Origin of the sequence: Actinomadura macrotermitis (genome assembly GCF_009604375.1) — a bacterium.
Taxonomy (GTDB): domain Bacteria; phylum Actinomycetota; class Actinomycetes; order Streptosporangiales; family Streptosporangiaceae; genus Spirillospora; species Spirillospora macrotermitis.
This window is the reverse complement of record NZ_WEGH01000005.1, coordinates 406,481-421,712: the sequence shown is the minus strand read 5'-3', so window position 1 is coordinate 421,712 and position 15,232 is coordinate 406,481. Positions and strand designations below refer to the sequence as shown.

At 73.5% G+C, this 15,232-nt stretch carries 17 protein-coding genes and 1 pseudogene; 10 read left to right on the top strand and 8 right to left on the bottom strand.

Annotation, left to right across the window (positions count from 1 at the left end):
- Nucleotides 1-69: 69 nt before the first annotated feature.
- Nucleotides 70-207, bottom strand: a pseudogene (locus tag ACRB68_RS42905) (recombinase family protein); the annotation flags it as partial.
- A gap of 574 nt (nucleotides 208-781) precedes the next feature.
- Complete coding sequence (locus ACRB68_RS34710; RefSeq protein WP_328595168.1) at nucleotides 782-1,234, bottom strand: MarR family winged helix-turn-helix transcriptional regulator; 453 nt, start codon at nucleotides 1,232-1,234, stop codon at nucleotides 782-784.
- Nucleotides 1,235-1,304: 70 nt separating this feature from the next.
- Between ACRB68_RS34710 and wrbA the strand changes: the two genes are divergently transcribed.
- Together wrbA and ACRB68_RS34700 are read left to right on the top strand one after the other, a co-directional pair.
- Nucleotides 1,305-1,955 carry an NAD(P)H:quinone oxidoreductase gene (wrbA, locus tag ACRB68_RS34705; protein ID WP_153540105.1) on the top strand — a complete coding sequence of 217 codons (651 nt, stop codon included), beginning with the start codon at nucleotides 1,305-1,307 and terminating at the stop codon, nucleotides 1,953-1,955.
- A complete protein-coding gene (locus ACRB68_RS34700; RefSeq protein WP_153540103.1) occupies nucleotides 1,952-3,313 on the top strand; it encodes an MFS transporter in 1,362 nt (453 codons plus the stop codon). Before wrbA ends, ACRB68_RS34700 begins: the two co-directional genes overlap by 4 nt.
- Here the strand turns inward: ACRB68_RS34700 and ACRB68_RS34695 are convergent.
- Nucleotides 3,273-3,956, bottom strand: coding sequence for a TetR/AcrR family transcriptional regulator (locus tag ACRB68_RS34695; protein WP_153540101.1), 684 nt, complete (start codon nucleotides 3,954-3,956; stop codon nucleotides 3,273-3,275). The two genes, ACRB68_RS34700 and ACRB68_RS34695, sit on opposite strands and share 41 nt — an antisense overlap.
- A gap of 67 nt (nucleotides 3,957-4,023) precedes the next feature.
- On the opposite strand from ACRB68_RS34695, the gene ACRB68_RS34690 reads away from it, so the two are divergent.
- Nucleotides 4,024-4,302: a hypothetical protein gene (locus tag ACRB68_RS34690; protein WP_153540099.1), complete on the top strand. Its 279-nt coding sequence runs from the start codon at nucleotides 4,024-4,026 to the stop codon at nucleotides 4,300-4,302.
- Nucleotides 4,289-4,435, top strand: a complete 147-nt coding sequence (locus ACRB68_RS34685) for a hypothetical protein (protein ID WP_153540097.1) — start codon at nucleotides 4,289-4,291, stop codon at nucleotides 4,433-4,435. The genes ACRB68_RS34690 and ACRB68_RS34685 overlap by 14 nt, the downstream gene beginning before the upstream one ends.
- Before the next feature lie 9 nt (nucleotides 4,436-4,444).
- Here ACRB68_RS34685 and ACRB68_RS34680 read toward each other — a convergent pair whose 3' ends face one another.
- Complete coding sequence (locus ACRB68_RS34680; protein WP_153540095.1) at nucleotides 4,445-4,786, bottom strand: DUF5713 family protein; 342 nt, start codon at nucleotides 4,784-4,786, stop codon at nucleotides 4,445-4,447.
- 76 nt (nucleotides 4,787-4,862) lie between these two features.
- Entirely contained in the window at nucleotides 4,863-5,459 is a 597-nt protein-coding gene (locus tag ACRB68_RS34675) for a helix-turn-helix domain-containing protein (RefSeq protein ID WP_153540093.1), read from the bottom strand.
- A 123-nt stretch (nucleotides 5,460-5,582) separates the two neighbouring features.
- Between ACRB68_RS34675 and ACRB68_RS34670 the strand changes: the two genes are divergently transcribed.
- The 3 genes from ACRB68_RS34670 to ACRB68_RS34660 are packed head-to-tail and all read left to right on the top strand — an operon-like array spanning nucleotide 5,583 to nucleotide 7,683.
- Nucleotides 5,583-6,083 carry a pyridoxamine 5'-phosphate oxidase family protein gene (locus ACRB68_RS34670; protein ID WP_153540091.1) on the top strand — a complete coding sequence of 167 codons (501 nt, stop codon included), beginning with the start codon at nucleotides 5,583-5,585 and terminating at the stop codon, nucleotides 6,081-6,083.
- A gap of 44 nt (nucleotides 6,084-6,127) precedes the next feature.
- Nucleotides 6,128-6,535 carry a YciI family protein gene (locus ACRB68_RS34665; RefSeq protein ID WP_153540089.1) on the top strand — a complete coding sequence of 136 codons (408 nt, stop codon included), beginning with the start codon at nucleotides 6,128-6,130 and terminating at the stop codon, nucleotides 6,533-6,535.
- Nucleotides 6,532-7,683, top strand: a complete 1,152-nt coding sequence (locus ACRB68_RS34660; RefSeq protein WP_328595167.1) for an RNA polymerase sigma factor — start codon at nucleotides 6,532-6,534, stop codon at nucleotides 7,681-7,683. The genes ACRB68_RS34665 and ACRB68_RS34660 overlap by 4 nt, the downstream gene beginning before the upstream one ends.
- On the opposite strand, the gene ACRB68_RS34655 is transcribed toward ACRB68_RS34660, so the two are convergent.
- Nucleotides 7,655-7,981 (bottom strand): ArsR/SmtB family transcription factor, encoded by a 327-nt coding sequence (locus tag ACRB68_RS34655; RefSeq protein ID WP_153540087.1) that lies wholly within the window; start codon nucleotides 7,979-7,981, stop codon nucleotides 7,655-7,657. The genes ACRB68_RS34660 and ACRB68_RS34655 overlap by 29 nt on opposite strands.
- 89 nt (nucleotides 7,982-8,070) lie before the next feature.
- On the opposite strand from ACRB68_RS34655, the gene ACRB68_RS34650 reads away from it, so the two are divergent.
- Nucleotides 8,071-9,066, top strand: coding sequence for a zinc-dependent alcohol dehydrogenase family protein (locus ACRB68_RS34650; RefSeq protein WP_153540085.1), 996 nt, complete (start codon nucleotides 8,071-8,073; stop codon nucleotides 9,064-9,066).
- A gap of 1 nt (nucleotide 9,067) precedes the next feature.
- Here the strand turns inward: ACRB68_RS34650 and ACRB68_RS34645 are convergent, their stop codons facing one another.
- Complete coding sequence (locus tag ACRB68_RS34645; RefSeq protein WP_153540083.1) at nucleotides 9,068-9,565, bottom strand: FBP domain-containing protein; 498 nt, start codon at nucleotides 9,563-9,565, stop codon at nucleotides 9,068-9,070.
- Between the two features lie 70 nt (nucleotides 9,566-9,635).
- On the opposite strand from ACRB68_RS34645, the gene ACRB68_RS34640 reads away from it, so the two are divergent.
- Nucleotides 9,636-10,214, top strand: coding sequence for a TetR/AcrR family transcriptional regulator (locus tag ACRB68_RS34640; protein ID WP_153540081.1), 579 nt, complete (start codon nucleotides 9,636-9,638; stop codon nucleotides 10,212-10,214).
- Nucleotides 10,215-10,223: 9 nt separating this feature from the next.
- Nucleotides 10,224-14,336, top strand: coding sequence for a HEAT repeat domain-containing protein (locus tag ACRB68_RS42265; protein WP_153540079.1), 4,113 nt, complete (start codon nucleotides 10,224-10,226; stop codon nucleotides 14,334-14,336).
- On the opposite strand, the gene ACRB68_RS34630 is transcribed toward ACRB68_RS42265, so the two are convergent.
- The gene (locus ACRB68_RS34630; protein WP_153540077.1) at nucleotides 14,324-15,175 is read right to left on the bottom strand and encodes a siderophore-interacting protein; all 852 of its coding nucleotides are present in this window, start codon (nucleotides 15,173-15,175) and stop codon (nucleotides 14,324-14,326) included. The genes ACRB68_RS42265 and ACRB68_RS34630 overlap by 13 nt on opposite strands.
- Nucleotides 15,176-15,232 lie beyond the last annotated feature (57 nt).

Below are 15,232 nucleotides of genomic sequence, written 5' to 3'. Positions count from 1 at the left end.
CTCGGGCTGCTTGCCGTTCCTCTTGACCAGCGCCATGCCCTCGCGGGTGCGCAGGTGGCCGAGGTTCGCCTCGAACTCGGCGTCCATCGCCAGGGTCTGCAGGAACAGCCGGCCGAACGGGTCGTTCCAGTCGCAGACCGATCCGCCCCGTCCGAACAGCACCTCCCGGTCGGACAGGTCGGTGAGGATCTGGTCGGCCTCGGCCATGGTGCGGGCGAACCTGGTCCAGGCCGCCACGGTTGCGGCAGGTGGTCCCGGAGAAGCTCCGGTCGATGTAGATCCGATCGGCCGGGACGCCGAGCGCGAGCAGCTACTCGGTCTGGACGACCACGTCCTGTTCATCGGTGGAACAGCGGGTGCACCCATTCCGGACGGTATCGGGAGCCATAGCGTTCACGCTCCCGTGTTCCGGCTAGGGCCCCTCGTCGGGACAGTTCGCGGAACGCTCTTACGGAACACCCGACCTGGGGCTCCACCCCAAGATCAATCTCGGCGCTCACCGCCGTCCGCAGCGCGGCCGGACGGGCCGTACAGCCTCGCGCTCCCTTGCCTCGGCCGCCTCCTCGGCTCCTGCCTGGCACGCCGGTTCGTGGCGCGGTTCGGACGGCACAGGACGCTGCCCGCCAGCGGAACGCTGCGCGCGTGCCGGCCGGCTATTCAACCCGGTACTGGCCGCCGTCACCGGCCCCCGCATCGCGATCGCGGCCGCCGGTGCCGTCATGCCGGCCACCCGCTGCCGCGCCGTGAGCACGCGGGGGAGCAGGTCGCGGGCCTCACCTGATCACCCGCGCGGGTGGCGGAGGCGCCTGGTGTCGACGTTGCCGGTCAGGGTGTTGAGGAGGGCGGGCAGCTCCGCCACGGTCTCGGCCGGCAGGCCGGCCACGGTCTCCTCCGCCAGGGCGCACCACAGCTGCTTGACCTGGTCGGTGAGCGCCCTGCCGCTGTCGGTGAGCTCGACGATGCTGGCGCGCTTGTCGGACGGGGCGGGCCCGCGGCGGATGTGGCCGGAGGCCTCGAGCTTGCGGGTCATGAGCGTGACGCTCGGCGGCTCGCAGCCGAGCGCCTCGCTGAGCTGCGCCTGGATCATCGGGCCGGTCCGGGCGAGCTCGAGCAGGAGCGCCTCCTGCCCGGGGTGCAGGCCGAGCGGGGCCAGCAGCGTCGCGGTCCGGGCCCGGTGGCGCAGGCTGAGCAGGCGGATGGCCTGGTTGAGGGCGTCGGCCTGGTCGAAGTCCACGGGCTCTCCTTGACGGATTAGTTATGTGCATAACATTATGCGCGTAACTAATCCTAGCAAGGGAGCCGACATGACCGTGAAGGTCGCCGTCATCTACTACAGCGCGACGGGCACCGTGCACGCGCTCGCACAGGCCGTCGCCGAGGGCGCCGCCCATGCCGGGGCCGAGGTGCGGCTGCGCCGCGTCGCCGAACTCGCGTCCGACGCCGCGATCGACCAGAACCCGCAGTGGCGACGGCACGCCGACGCCGCCGCGTCGATCGCCCAGGCCTCGGTCGAGGACCTGGCGTGGGCCGACGCGTTCGCGTTCGGGACGCCGACGCGGTTCGGCACGCCGGCCGCGCAGCTCAAGCAGTTCATCGACCAGACGGGCGGGCTGTGGCGGGAAGGGGTCCTGGCCGACAAGCCGGTGACGGCCTTCACCGCGGCGTTCAACCGGCACGGCGGCAGCGAGGCCACGCTCCTGTCGCTGGCGAACGTGTTCTACCACTGGGGTGCGCTGATCGTCCCGCCCGGCTTCACCGATCCGGCCGTGTACGCCGCCGGCGGCAACCCTTACGGCACCTCCGCGACGGGCTCGCAGGACGGCGGCCCTGACGCCGCGGCGCTGGAGGCGGCCCGGTACCAGGGGCAGCGGCTGGCGCGGTTCGCGATCCGGCTGTCGGGCGCCGGCAATGTCACCGGGCAGCGGGCCGCTGAGATGGCGGGACGGCGGGCATGACGGACACCGGTACCGCAGTCCGGCGGGCCGACGGCACCTGGATGGTCCTGGCGCTGGCGTGCGCCGGCCAGTTCATGGTGATCCTGGACGCGTCCATCGTCAACGTCGCCCTGCCCTCGGTCCAGCACGACCTCGGCTTCACCGCCACCGGCCTGGCCTGGGTGGTGAACGGCTATCTGCTCACCTTCGCCGGCTTCATGCTGCTGGGCGGCCGCGCCGCCGACCTGTTCGGCCATCGCCGGACGCTGGTCGCCGGGCTGGCGCTGTTCTCGCTCGCGAGCCTGGCCGGCGGCCTGGCGACCGCCCCGCAGGTCCTGGTGGCGGCCCGCGCCGTGCAGGGCGCCGGCGCCGCCCTGCTGGCCCCGGCGACGCTGGCGTTGATCAACACCGGCTTCACCGGGGAGCGGGCGCGCGCCCGGGCGTTCGGCGCATGGTCCGCTGCGGGCGGGGTGGGCGGGATGGCCGGCGCGCTCGCGGGCGGCGCTCTCACCACCGGCCTGTCGTGGCGCTGGGTCTTCCTGATCAACGTGCCGATCGGCGCGGCGCTGATCGCACTGGCCGTGCTGGCCCCGGCCGGCGCACGGGCCGTCCGGCGGGAGCCGCTCGACCTCGCCGGCGCGGTCACCGGGACGGCGGGGCTGGCCGCGCTGATCTACGGGGTCATGCAGAGCGCCGATCACGGCTGGACGTCCGCGCCGGTCGCCGGGCCGGCCGGCGCGGGCCTGCTCCTGCTCATTCTCTTCGCCGTGGTGGAGGCGCGTTTCGCCGCCCGGCCGATGATGCCCCTGCGGCTGTTCGGGAACCGGGGAGTGGCCGTCGGCAACGGCCTGCTGCTGCTGTTCGGCGGGATCGCCATCGCGATGTGGTACTTCACGTCGCTGTTCCTGCAGGACGTGCTCGGCTTCAGCGCGCTTCAGGCCGGGCTCGGGCAGACCCCGGCGGCGGTGATGTTCATGGTGGTCGCGGGAAGGGCGTCCGCCCTGCTGCCGCGCACCGGCACGCGTCCCCTGGTGCTGGCCGGCGGCGCCTGTCTGCTGGCCGGTTTCGGCTGGCTCGCCCAGGCCGGCGCGGGCAGCGCCTACGTCACCGGCGTGCTCGGGCCCACGCTGCTCATCGCGGTCGGCATCGGGCTCGCCTTCCCCACCCTCATGGCCGCGGCGACCGCCGGTGTCCCCGAGAGCGACGCGGGGATCGTCGGCGGCCTGGCCAACACCGCCGGCCAGGCGGGCGGGTCGGTGGGCCTGGCGGTGCTCGCGACGGTCGCCGACGCCGCCGGTTACGACCTGGTCTTCCTCGTGGCGGCCGGGCTCGGCCTGGTCATCGCGGTGGCCGGCATGCTGCTGCCGCGGCTCCGGTGACCGGTGGGAGGTCGTCCGGGCCGACGACGGTGATCTCGCAGAGGTGCCGGCGCAGGGCGGCGGCCAGGTCGGCCGGACCGGCCCGGTCGGGATACAGGACTCCGTGGGCGGCCAGGCCGTCCAGCAGCGCGCCCAGCCGGACGGCCTCGACCTCGAGGTCCAGGCCGGGACGCAGCAGCTCCAGGCGCTGCGCGGTGGCCAGCAGCTTGACGAGGATCTCGCGGAGCCCGTCGAACAGGCGCTGCGCGTAGGGGCGCAGCTCGGGCCGGGTGCGGGCGCTGGTGATGAAGGCCAGCCAGACCTCGGTCTCCTCGCGGCGCTCGTCGTCCAGCGGTAGCACCTCGCCGAGCAGCGCCTCCATCGCCGCCGCGTGCGCGGCGGGCGGCGCGGCCGGGTCCGGGACGCGCAGCGCCCCGGCCCGCTCCAGGATCCGGTCCCCGGCCCGCTCGGCGAAGTGCCGCATCGCGAAGATCATGAGGTCGGCCTGGCCGTCGAAGTAGTGGCGCACCGAGCCGACCGCGAGCCCCGCCTCGGCCGCGACCGTGCGCAGCGACGCCTGTTCCAGCCCGTCGCGGCGGGCCACCCGGAACACCGCTTCGGCGACCTGGCGGCGGCGCGCCTCCGGATCCACGATCTTCGGCATGTGTCTTTTGTAGCACGTCCATGCTAAATTGATTTAGCATGGACGTGCTAAATAAACGGGAGGACACATGGACGCCTCGGACGTGATGGGCCTGCTCATGCTGCGCTTCGTGATGGTCGCCGGCGGGATCGCCCTGCTCGCCGTCGCCGCCTTCGTCCTGCTGCTCACCCTCAAGCGGCGCGGCCGGCTGCAGGACGCCCGCCGGTACGCCGAACCGGTCGTCCGGTACTGGGCCGGCCGGCCCGGTGCGCGGGGCGGCGAATGGAAGAAGGCCGCCGCCCGGCAGGCGCTCGACCACCTCGACCAGGCCGCCGGACGGGAGGGGAAGACCCGTGATGGCCGCTGATGGCGGGGACGAGATCCTGCACGAGCTGCTGGCCGACTACCTGCTCAAGGGCGCCGTCGTGCTCGCGCTGGGGGTGGCGGCCCTGGTCGTCATGATCGTCATCTACCGGCGCACCAAGGACGGGGACCGCTGAGACCGCGCCTCACCACTCCCGGGTGGCGACCAGTTCCTCCAGGTCCGCGTCCGGGAACCCGTAGGCCGACGCCACGAACCCGAAATCCACGGCGATCGTGTCCCGCGCGACGGTCTCGATCTCGCTGCCTGCCGCGCAGAACTCCTCGTCCAGCTCGTTGAACTCCTCCGTCGCGGCCTGCGTGAGCGCGTACAGCGCCGCCAGGTCCGCCGGGCGCTCGGCCTCGATCCGCTCGCACAGCCGCACCAGGATCGACGCCCCCTTGGCGACGACGTGATCGGGGTAGTAGTCGTCGCCGAACATGTCCTCGAGGAACACATGCCCGGCGACCTGCTGGTTCGTGAGCGGCATCGCGATCTCCTGTACGCGTGGCAGGGGTGACGGCCCGATCCTGCACCGTGCCACCGACATCCGGCCGCGCCGGAGATCACTCCTGGCCGGCTCGCTTGGCCTTCGGGCGGGCGCGCAGGTGCGCACGCTCGCCCTGCCTGCCGAACAGGCTGAGGAACTCGACCGCTTCGGCGTCGGCGCTGCCGAACCAGTGCGGCACGCGAGTGTCGAACTCGGCCGCCTCGCCGGGCGAGAGCACCAGATCATTCTCGCCGAGGACGATCCGCAGCCGCCCGCTGAGCACGTAGAGCCATTCGTAGCCCTCGTGGGTCTGCGGTTCGGGTTCCTTGCGCCGGCCGGCCGGGATCACGAGCTTGTAGGCCTGGATGCCGCCGGCCCGGCGGGTCAGGGGCAGCATGGTCATGCCGTGGGCGGTGACCGGGCGCAGGTGCACGCGCGGGTCGCCGGTGGGCGGGGCGCCGACGAGCTCGTCGAGGGTGACGCCGTGGACCCGGGCCAGGGGGAGCAGCAGTTCCAGGGTCGGCCGGCGGGCGCCGGACTCCAGCCGGGACAGGGTGCTCACCGAGATGCCGGTCGTCTCCGCCAGGGCGGCCAGCGTGACCTCCCGCTGCCGGCGCAGGGCGCGCAGCCGGGGGCCGACCGCGCCGAGCGCCTGGTCAAGGTCGTCGTCCATGGTCACCAGCTTGCCGCAGAAAATTTCTGAATTCGGCGTGCCCTCGATGTCGAGAACGCGACGGCGGCTCCGTCCCAGGCACATCAGCGGCCACGACGGGCCGCGCGGCGAAGGAGGACCACCATGGACGCGAACGAGATCACCGAGGTGCTGGGCCGGCCGGTCAGCCAGGAGCTGCTGGCCCGCGACGTGGCCCGCCTGGCCTACGTCGCCAAGGACGGCACCCCGCGCAACATCCCGATCATCTTCGCCTGGAACGGCTCGGAGATCGTCATGAGCACGCCGAAGAACGCGCCGAAGCTGCGGGCCCTGTCTGAGAACCCGATGGTCGCCCTGACCATCGACACCGAGTCGCACCCGCCCAGGATCCTGCTCATCCGAGGCCGGGCCGAGCTGGACCACGTCGACGGCATCCCGGACGAGTTCCTCCAGTCGACCAGTACCTACGAGATGACGCCCGAGCAGCGGGTCGTCTGGGAGGCGGAGGTGCGTTCGCTCTACCACGAGGGCATGGTCCGGATCGTGGTGAGCCCGACCTGGGCGAAGCTGATCGACTTCGAGACGACGCTGCCGAGCGCGGTCGAGGAGCTGGTCCGGCAGCGGGAAGAGCGCCAGCGCGCCTGAGTCGCCCCCGCCACAATGGCATCCACCACGGCAAGGAGAAAACGATGGCCAAGTACCTGTTGCTGAAGCACTACCGGGGCGCGCCGGCGCCGGTCAACGACGTGCCGATGGACCAGTGGGAGCCGGAGGAGGTCACGGCCCACCTGCAGTACATGCGCGACTTCGCCGACCGGCTCAAGGAGACCGGCGAGTTCGTCGGCGAGCAGGCGCTCTCCCCGGAGGGCACGTTCGTCCGCTACGACGGCGAGGGGCGGCCGCCGGTCACCGACGGCCCGTTCGCCGAGACCAAGGACCTGATCGCCGGCTGGATGGTGATCGACGTCGACTCCTACGAGCGGGCGCTGGAGCTGGCCGCCGAGTTGTCCGCCGCGCCGGGCGCGGGCGGCAGGCCGATCCACGAGTGGCTCGAGCTGCGCCCGTTCTACGGCGAGCAGTGCGTGGTCACCGAGTGAACGAGGCGCTGCTGCGCGAGCTGGTGCCCGCGGTGATCGGTGTCCTGGTCCGCCGCGGGGCCGGCTTCGCGGCGGCCGAGGACGCCGTGCAGGACGCCCTGGTCGAGGCCGTGCGCCTGTGGCCGGACGAGCCGCCGCGCGACCCCAAGGGCTGGCTGGTCACCGTGGCCTGGCGCAAGTTCCTCGACGCCGCCCGCGCCGACACCTCCCGGCAGCACCGCGAGATCCGCGTCGAGGCCGAGCCGGTGCCCGGCCCGGGCGAGGCGGTGGACGACACGCTCCGGCTGTACTTCCTGTGCGCGCACCCGTCCCTGTCGCCGGCCTCGGCGGTCGCGCTCACGCTGCGCGCGGTCGGCGGCCTGACCACGCGGCAGATCGCGCAGGCCTACCTGGTGCCGGAGGCGACGATGGCCCAGCGCATCAGCAGGGCCAAGCGGACCGTCTCCGACGTCCGGTTCGATCAGCCCGGGGACGCCGCCACCGTGCTGCGCGTGCTCTACCTGGTCTTCAACGAGGGCTACTCCGGCGACGTCGACCTGGCCGCCGAGGCGATCCGGCTCACCCGCCAACTGGCGGCGATGACCGACCATGAGGAGGTCGCGGGCCTGCTCGCGCTCATGCTGCTGCATCACGCCCGGCGCCCCGCGCGCACCGGCCCGGACGGCAGGCTCGTACCTCTCGCCGAGCAGGACCGCGGCCTATGGGACACCCGCATGATCGCCGAGGGCGTCGAGATCCTCCAGGCGGCCCTCGCCCGCGACCGGCTGGGCGAGTTCCAGGCCCAGGCCGCCGTCGCCGCGCTGCACGCCGACGCCCGCACGGCCGAGGAGACCGACTGGGTGCAGATCGTCGAGTGGTACGACGAGCTGGTGCGCCTCACCGGCAGCCCGGTGGCCCGCCTCAACCGGGCCGTCGCGGTCGGTGAGGCCGACGGCCCGCGGGCCGGCCTGGCCGCGCTGGCGGAACTCGACCCCGCCCTGCCCCGCCGCACCGCCGCCGCGGCGTACCTGCACGAGCGTGCCGGCGACGAGGGGGCCGCGGCGCGGCTCTACGCCGAGGCCGCCCGGTCGGCGCCGAGCCTCCCCGAGCGCGATCACCTCACGCGGCAGGCCGCGCGGCTCAATGCACGGCTGCGCGATCGGCGCTGACGATGGCGTCGAGCAGGCCGGGGAAGACCTGGTCGATCTCGTCGCGCCGCAGCGTGTTCATCCGCGAGGTGCCGACGTAGTACTGCCGGATGAGCCCGGCCTCGCGCAGGATGCGGAAGTGGTGCGTGGCGGTGGACTTGCTCACGGGCAGGTCGAACGCGCCGCACTTGACGTCGGCGGCGCCGTCGTACAGCCGGGTGACGATGCGCCGCCGCACCGGGTCCACGAGGGCCTCCAGGACCGGCTGCAGCGTGATCTCGCCCAGGTCGGGATGCGGGGGGATGCGTTCTGCGTCCATGACCCCATAGTACGACAGAGATCGAAATTTGACAGCCATCGTACTTTCGGGCTTAAGTCGATCATGACTTCCCGCGAAAGGACGAGGCGATGACCCGGACGGTGCTGTTCCACGAGCTCGGTGGCCCCGAGGTGCTGCGGTTGGAGGACGTCGAGGTCGGCGAGCCCGGGCCGGGCGAGGTGCGGATCCGGGTGGAGGCGTTCGGCCTGAACCGGGCCGAGGTGCTGTTCCGCAGCGGCCACTACATCGAGCCGGTGAAGCGGTTCCCCGCCCGGCTGGGCTCCGAGGCCGCCGGCGTGGTCGAGGCGGTCGGCGCGGGCGTCACCGGGTTGCGGGTCGGGCAGCCGGTCAGCACCGTGCAGACGTTCTCGCAGAACGACTACGGCGTCTACGCCGAGCGGGCGATCGTGCCCGCTGCGGCGGTGCTGCACCGCCCCGAAGGGGTCGGCGCGGTCGAGGGCGCGGCGGTGTGGATGCCGTACGTGACGGCCTACGGCGCGCTGGTGGAGGTGGGCGGGATGCGGGCCGGGGACACGGTCGTGCTGAACGCGGCGTCCAGCAGCGTGGGGCTGGCCGCCATCCGCGTCGCCGGCCGCGTCGGCGCCACGCCGATCGCCCTCACCCGCACCGCCGCCAAGAAGGAGGCGCTGCTGAAGGCCGGCGCCGCCGAGGTCGTGGTCACCGAGACCGAGGACGTGGTGGAGCGGGTGCTGGCGGCGACCGGCGGCCGGGGCGCCGAGTTCGTCTTCGACGCCGTCGCCGGACCCGGCGTGCTGGAGCTGGGCAAGGTGGCCGCCGACGACGGCCTGCACCTGGTGTACGGCGGGCTGAGCGGCGAGCCGACCCCCTATCCGGGCTTCGACCTCGGCATGCCCGCGCTCGCCATGCGCACCTACACCATGCTGGAGACGACCACCCGGCCCGAGCGGCTGCGCCGGGCCGAGGCCTTCGTCGCCTCCGGGCTGCGCTCGGGCGCCTTCCACCCGGTGGTGGACCGCACCTTCGCGCTGGACGAGATCGTCCAGGCGCACCGGTACCTGGAGTCCAACGCCCAGATCGGCAAGGTGGTGGTCACCGCCGCCTAGGTCAGGCGGTGACCTTGTCCAGGAAGGACTCCAGGTTGGCCAGCGTGCGGGCGATCTTGTCGTCCAGGGTGAGGGTCTCGTCGAGGTCCCCGGCGGCGGCCGACTTCTTCCGGCCCCGGACGTACAGGGAGCACGCCAGGTCGGCGCACAGGTACTGGCCGACCGTGTTGCCCTGGCGTCCGGCCTCGCCGGTCCGGCGGGCGGTCATCAGCGCGACCTCGCTGCCGGTGCGCATGGTCAGGCAGAGCGAGCACATGCTGCGCGAGGTGAAGCCGCGCGTGCCGCCCGACGTCGCGCGCAGCGCGACGCCGATCGTGCGGCCGCCGTGCTCGGCGACCAGGTAGGCGCGCTCGGGGGCCCCTGGATCTCGCCAGCCGAGGAAGTCCAGGTCGGCCCAGGGGAGCTCGGGGAAGTCCTTGGGCAGGTGCATGCGCTTGGCCTCGCCTTTGGAACAGTTGACGAAGGACGTGCGGATGTCGCTCTCGGTGATGGGGTTCATGGGAGCGAAGCTAGCCGACCTACGGGTATTATCCAAATCCTTAAAGGCTTTAGGAAACGGAGGAGCGTGCATGCCGCGTGCCGGGGTGACCGTCGAGCGCCTGACCCAGGCGGCGGCCGAGCTGGCCGACGAGGCCGGCCTGGAGAACGTGACCGCCTCGGCGCTCGCGCGCCGGTTCGGGGTCTCGGCCGCGAGCCTGTACTCCCACGTCAAGAACGTGGAGGACCTGCGGACCAGGGTGGCCGCCCTGGCGCTGAACGAGCTCGCCGACCAGGTCACCGCCGCGCTCGCCGGCCGTGCGGGCAAGGACGCGCTGGTGGCCTTCGCCACCGCCTACCGCGACTTCGCCAAGGCGCATCCGGGCCGCTACGCCGCCACCCGGATGCGGCTGGACCCGGAGACGGCGACGGACGAGGTGATCGCCGCGGGCCGCCGGCACAGCGAGCTGACCCGCGCGATCCTGCGCGGCTACGGCGTGCCCGAGTCCGAGCAGACGGCCGCGGTGCGCCTGCTGTCCAGCACCTTCCACGGCTACGTGTCGCTGGAGGGCGTGGGCGGCTTCTCCCACACCGGCGACGTGGAGGCCTCCTGGTCCAGGGTCCTGGACGCCCTGGACGTCACCCTCAGGAACTGGCCGGCACCGACCTAGGATCACCGGATGGACGATTCGCTCACGGCCGCCGTGAACCGTCATTCCGCGACATGGTCCACGGACGTCCTGAAGGCGCTGCTCACCAGCGCGGACCCTCGGATGCGGCGGCTGGGGCTGGTCACGCTCGCCGAGCGTGGCGTCGATGAGCAGGTCGAATGCGCGAAATCCCTGCCGAGCACCCTGGAGGAGTCTCCGGAGGCGGCACTCGCGCAGGCGCGCCTGTATCTGCGGCTGCACGCCCATGTCGGCGCGTGGCCGCGGTGGCGGGCGGCGGACATGCCCGTCTCCGTGCGGATCGCCTGGTTGCGGGCCGAGATCGCGGCCCGGCCGCGGACCGTGCGGGACGAGCCCGCGCGGGAGCTGCTCTACCAGGCCGTCCAGGGGATCGGGGCGGCCGAGCTGGACGATCCCGAGGCGCTGGCCGGGGAGTTGGCGGCCCGTGATGACGTCGTTCTGCGGGCGGAGGCCCTACGGATCACGCGCGAGGCCATGCGCGCCGCGCTGATCGTCCCGGCGCGGGCCCGCGCGCTGATCGCCGGACTCGCCGAAGGGAACGAAGACGCCTTGCGCGAGCTGGCCGAGCCCTGGGCCGCGCTGGATCCGTTGCCGCGTGAGCGGCTGGAACGGTTCGTCGCGACGGGCCCGGCCGACGCGGCTGCCGAGGTCGCCGCACGTCACGGGCACCGGGACCTGCTGTGGGACATCGCTGCGGACTCAGACCGGCCGCCCGCACTGCGCGCCAGGGCGCTGGAGCTGCTCGGCGGCCTGGCGGACCGCGAGGATGTGGCCGACCTGGTTGCCCTCGCCACCGAAGATCCGCTGCTTCTCGCCGGGCCCGCGCTGCGCTGCCTGGTTGGAATGCACCGCCGTGGCCACTTTCCGGGTGATGCTGCGGTCGCCGCGATCGTGGATCTGGCTCTTGCCGACCATTCCGTCCCGGCCGGCGACGTCGCCACCGTCCTGTTCACCTGCCGCCGGGAGACCGTTCGGGTGCTGGCCGGGCGCGGCGCAGACGCGAGGGTCCTGGAGCTGCTGGTCGCGCTGGACGCCCAAGGCGGCGGCGAGCTCGGCGTGGGCGGCATCGTCGCCGGCCTGCTGGACATCGCGGCGGAGCCGGCTCTGCGGGCGATCCGCGAGCTGCGCCATCTGGGTGCCGAGCAGGCCGTCCTCGACGCGTTGCCCCGTGCACCCGAGGCGGCGCTGGCCGCGCTGGAAGCTGTCGGCGGCGAGCGGACGGTCGCCGCGCTGCGCGCCGGCCTGGGCATCGACGGCGGGCAGATCGCCCCGCACCTGCGGTCCGTCCGGCACAGGGCTTTGGAGCTGCTCTGGCATCTCAGCGAGGCCGCGGAGCGGCGCTCGCTCCTCGGCCGACTCGACCCGCGCGACCTGCCGCCCCGGATCGCCATGGACCTGGGCGGACCCGACGAAGCGGAACTCGCGCTGCTGCGCGCCGCCCTGGATCCGGACGAGCCGCTGGACGCGCTGTGCAGGCTGGCCCGCAACGGCGGCCCGGACATCGTCCCGGCCCTCACTGACTTGCTGCTGCGGGTGGTGTCCGACCTGGCGACAGGGTGGATACAGGGCGAGGAACCGGTGGTGCCGCAGGAGGCCATGGCCGCCGTCCGTGAGCTGGGTGCCAACCTGCACCGTCGAGGCCGGATCCGTCCGCACTGCCTGCTGGACGCCGCGAACGCCGCAGAAGCGGGGAACGCGCTCCTGGCGAGCATGGCCTTGGACCTGCTGGATCGTCCGGATCTGGTGCCGGTCGAGCAGATGATCCTGCTCGGTCTGCTGAAGGAGACCCCGTACCGCCGGATCCGGGCGCGCGTGCATCCGCTGCTGCGGCACCGGGACCGGCACGTCCGCAAGCAGGTGATCGCGCTGCTGGCGGGCGACGCGCGGGCGCTGTCGGCGAGCCTGATCCCGTTGACGGCCGCCGCCGACGCGCAGACCGTCCGGCAGGCCCTGCTGGCCTTGGCGAGCGCGCGCGCAGACTGGGCCGCCGGCGCCATCGCCGGGTGCTTGAACCACTCCAACATGAACGTCAAGAAGACCGCAGCGGCGGCGCTGGCCGATGCCAGCGCCCCGGTGGCGGTGCCGACGTTGTTGTCCTGGCTCGGCCGCCATGACAATCCGGGCCTGCGCGAAGCGATCGTGGCGGCGCTGCGGGCGATCCTGGGCGAGGCGTTCGCCGTCACCGTCACGGCGGCGGCCGAGTGCGCGCCCGACGACCGCACCCGCGCACTGCTTCTGGACGTTCTCAAGGAGGAGAAGCGCACCGCCAATCCGGAGGCCGCGATGCCTCACGGGTGGGATCGCGAGGTCGCGCTGAGCCTGGTGGACGAGCACGAACGCGACGGCACCATGCCGCGCGACTCCAAGCCGCTCCGGCCCATGCTGGACCGCTGGCTGGAGCTGGCCGAATCCGCCCCGCGCGGTCCGGTGCTGCGGTTCGTCCTGCGGCTCTGCCCGCCGCCGTGGTCGGACAGCGAAGTGGAGGTCGTGGCCAGATCGGCGCAGATGCTGGCCAGCGGGCTGGCCGAGATCGGCGACGAGCACCGGCCGGGCCTGCTGGCCCTGCTGGAGGCCGCCGTCCCGAAGCTGGGCGCCGCCGAAGCCTCCGAGGTCGCCGCGCAGGTCCGCGCGCTGCCGCCGGGCCAGGCGGGTGGCAAGGGGATGCTGCCGCTGCTGCGCCGCTGCGGCGCGGTCCCGACCCGTGATGACCTGGACCGTGCACTGACGGCGGCGCGGCTCGGCCCGAATCCTTGGCGCGCCGAGGAGGCGGTGTTGCGTGAGGCGTTCGGGGTCGGCCCCGACGTCCCGGCAGAGGGATCGCGCCAGCAGATCCACGAGCTGATACGGCAGTACGGCGAGGCCGAGGCCCGTGAGGCGCTGTTGGACCAGATGCTCGCGCTCCAGCCGCTCGACGCGCCGCCCTGGACCGTCGCCGAACATGCGGGCCGACCGCGTGAGCCGGAGCGGACGCCGCAGGACGGCGACCTGGACCAGCCCCGCTCGGCGGCACAGCGGGCGCGGCTGCTCGCCCTGTTGGACGCCCCCGAACAAGCCCGTCGCGAAACCGCCGCGCGCGCTCTGCTGAACTGGCCCGAACCGCAGATCCGACGCGAGGTGCTACGCGCATTCCTGCACGGCAAGGTCACGTTGCTCGCTACCGCCGACCTCGCCCGCGCCCTAGAGCCAGACGATCTGAAGGATACGGACGGCGAGCGGGCCGCCGCCTTGGCCGCCCGCTTGGAGCCCGCCGACCTGGCGAAATTCGTCCCGTCACTGCTGACACTGTGGGAGCAGGGCGCCCCCGCGACCCGCGCGGCGGCATGGCAGGCGCTGCGCCGGGCCGCCCCCGACACCGTGGCGGACGCTCTGTCCGAGCGGCTGGACGCCGGCGACTGGGGCATGCTCGACCTCATCGCGGGCGTGCCGCTGCTGCGCACCGACGTCCTGACCCGCGCGGTGCGGCGGCTGCGTGAGGAAGGACGCGACGACCTCGCGGACGCGATCGTGCTGCTGGACGGCCCGCTGCGCCCGCCCGGCGCCGCCGCCCAGGACGCCGCGTCCCTCGCGGCGTTGCGTGAGCGCGCACCGGCTGCGGACACCGCGCCGACCCGCGCGGAGCTGTTCCGGCAGGCCCGCGACGGCGACCCCGAGGAGATCCGCCGGGCGCTGACCCTGCTGGCCGAACGCCACGAGGACGCCGGTGCCGCCGCCGACCCCGAGTTCGAGGAGTTGCTCGTCGCGTCGATCGGCCACCCCGCGGCCCGGGTCCGGCTGCACGCCCACCGGATCTGCCGCCGGGTGCTGGACCGGCCCGCCTATCTGGCGCAGACCGCGCGGCTGCTGGACGACCCGCGGCCCGACGTCGTCCGCTCCGCGATCATGACGCTGGGCCATGCGGGCTGGGAGCCCGCCGTCCCGGCGCTGGTCGGCCTGCTCACCCATGCCCGGCCGCCCGTCCGCAGGGCCGCCGGGCAGGGGCTCGTGCTGCTCGGCGCGGCGGCGGTCCCCGCGCTCACGCATGCCGCCGGCCGGGCCCGGCCCGACCGGCGGCCGGTCTACACCGGTGTGCTGGAGGCGATCGCCGCGCGGGATCAGGCCTGCTGAGCGGCCAGCCGCTCGCGCGCCTCGGCCAGGTCCTCCTCGGTCGGCGCGTCGTCCTGTGACAGGCGGCGGCGCCAGAAGCCGGTGAAGTCGATCGCGTCCTTGGGGACGCCGCGCTCACCGGTCAGGTGCCGGCGCAGGGCGCGGACGGTGCCCGCCTCGCCGCCGAGCCAGGCGAACACCGGCCCCTCCGGGAACCGCGCCGCCCGCACGGCCTCCAGCAGCGTGCCGGCGGGGATCCAGTGCACCTCGGCGTCGCCCCGGGTGGCGAGGCGCTGCTCGTCGGCCGGGTCGCCGATCTCGATGTAGGCCAGGGCGCGGGCGCCTTCGGGGAGCCATTCCAGCAGGGTGCCGATCGCGGGGACGGCCGTCGCGTCCCCGGCCAGCAGCAGCCAGCCGGCCTCGGCGATGGAGGCGCTGAGGGGGACGGGGCGCGCGAACGCCTCCGCCGGGCCGAACATGCCGAGCGTGTCCCCGGGCTCGGCCGAGTACGCCCACCGGGTCGCCGGGCCGCCGTCGGGGTGCAGGACGAAGTCCACGACGACGGTGCGGGCCTGCGGGTCGTGCGCGCGGATGGTGTAGCTGCGCATCCAGGGCCGCTCGTCCTCGGGGATGTCGTTGTAGGCCTGGTACCAGCTCATGAGGTCGCCGTCGGGGCCCGGTTCGGGCAGCCGCGGCCGGGCCTGGCCCGGCTTGGGGAAGTACAGCTTCACCTGCTGGTCCGGCTCGGTGCCGAGGATCGCGGGCAGGTCGTCCGCGGCGAAGACGACGCGCCGCATGTGCGGGGTGAGGCGCTCGACGCGGGTGACCGTGACGAACGTGACCGGCAGGGGCGGTGCCATGGGGTCCTCCAGGGGCCGGCTGATATCTTTAGGCCGTAAACAGTTATCAGTTTATGG

Excerpts from the sequence above, each read along its gene's own strand:
- wrbA (WP_153540105.1), top strand. The coding sequence starts at position 1,305 with ATGACCGTGAAGGTCGCCGTCATCTACTACAGCGCGACGGGCACCGTG.
- ACRB68_RS42265 (WP_153540079.1), top strand. The coding sequence starts at position 10,224 with ATGGACGATTCGCTCACGGCCGCCGTGAACCGTCATTCCGCGACATGG.
- ACRB68_RS34690 (WP_153540099.1), top strand. The coding sequence starts at position 4,024 with ATGGACGCCTCGGACGTGATGGGCCTGCTCATGCTGCGCTTCGTGATG.
- ACRB68_RS34640 (WP_153540081.1), top strand. The coding sequence starts at position 9,636 with ATGCCGCGTGCCGGGGTGACCGTCGAGCGCCTGACCCAGGCGGCGGCC.
- ACRB68_RS34650 (WP_153540085.1), top strand. The coding sequence starts at position 8,071 with ATGACCCGGACGGTGCTGTTCCACGAGCTCGGTGGCCCCGAGGTGCTG.
- ACRB68_RS34675 (WP_153540093.1), bottom strand. The coding sequence starts at position 5,459 with ATGGACGACGACCTTGACCAGGCGCTCGGCGCGGTCGGCCCCCGGCTG.
- ACRB68_RS34680 (WP_153540095.1), bottom strand. The coding sequence starts at position 4,786 with ATGCCGCTCACGAACCAGCAGGTCGCCGGGCATGTGTTCCTCGAGGAC.
- ACRB68_RS34630 (WP_153540077.1), bottom strand. The coding sequence starts at position 15,175 with ATGGCACCGCCCCTGCCGGTCACGTTCGTCACGGTCACCCGCGTCGAG.
- ACRB68_RS34700 (WP_153540103.1), top strand. The coding sequence starts at position 1,952 with ATGACGGACACCGGTACCGCAGTCCGGCGGGCCGACGGCACCTGGATG.
- ACRB68_RS34695 (WP_153540101.1), bottom strand. The coding sequence starts at position 3,956 with ATGCCGAAGATCGTGGATCCGGAGGCGCGCCGCCGCCAGGTCGCCGAA.
- ACRB68_RS34665 (WP_153540089.1), top strand. The coding sequence starts at position 6,128 with ATGGCCAAGTACCTGTTGCTGAAGCACTACCGGGGCGCGCCGGCGCCG.
- ACRB68_RS34670 (WP_153540091.1), top strand. The coding sequence starts at position 5,583 with ATGGACGCGAACGAGATCACCGAGGTGCTGGGCCGGCCGGTCAGCCAG.
- ACRB68_RS34645 (WP_153540083.1), bottom strand. The coding sequence starts at position 9,565 with ATGAACCCCATCACCGAGAGCGACATCCGCACGTCCTTCGTCAACTGT.
- ACRB68_RS34655 (WP_153540087.1), bottom strand. The coding sequence starts at position 7,981 with ATGGACGCAGAACGCATCCCCCCGCATCCCGACCTGGGCGAGATCACG.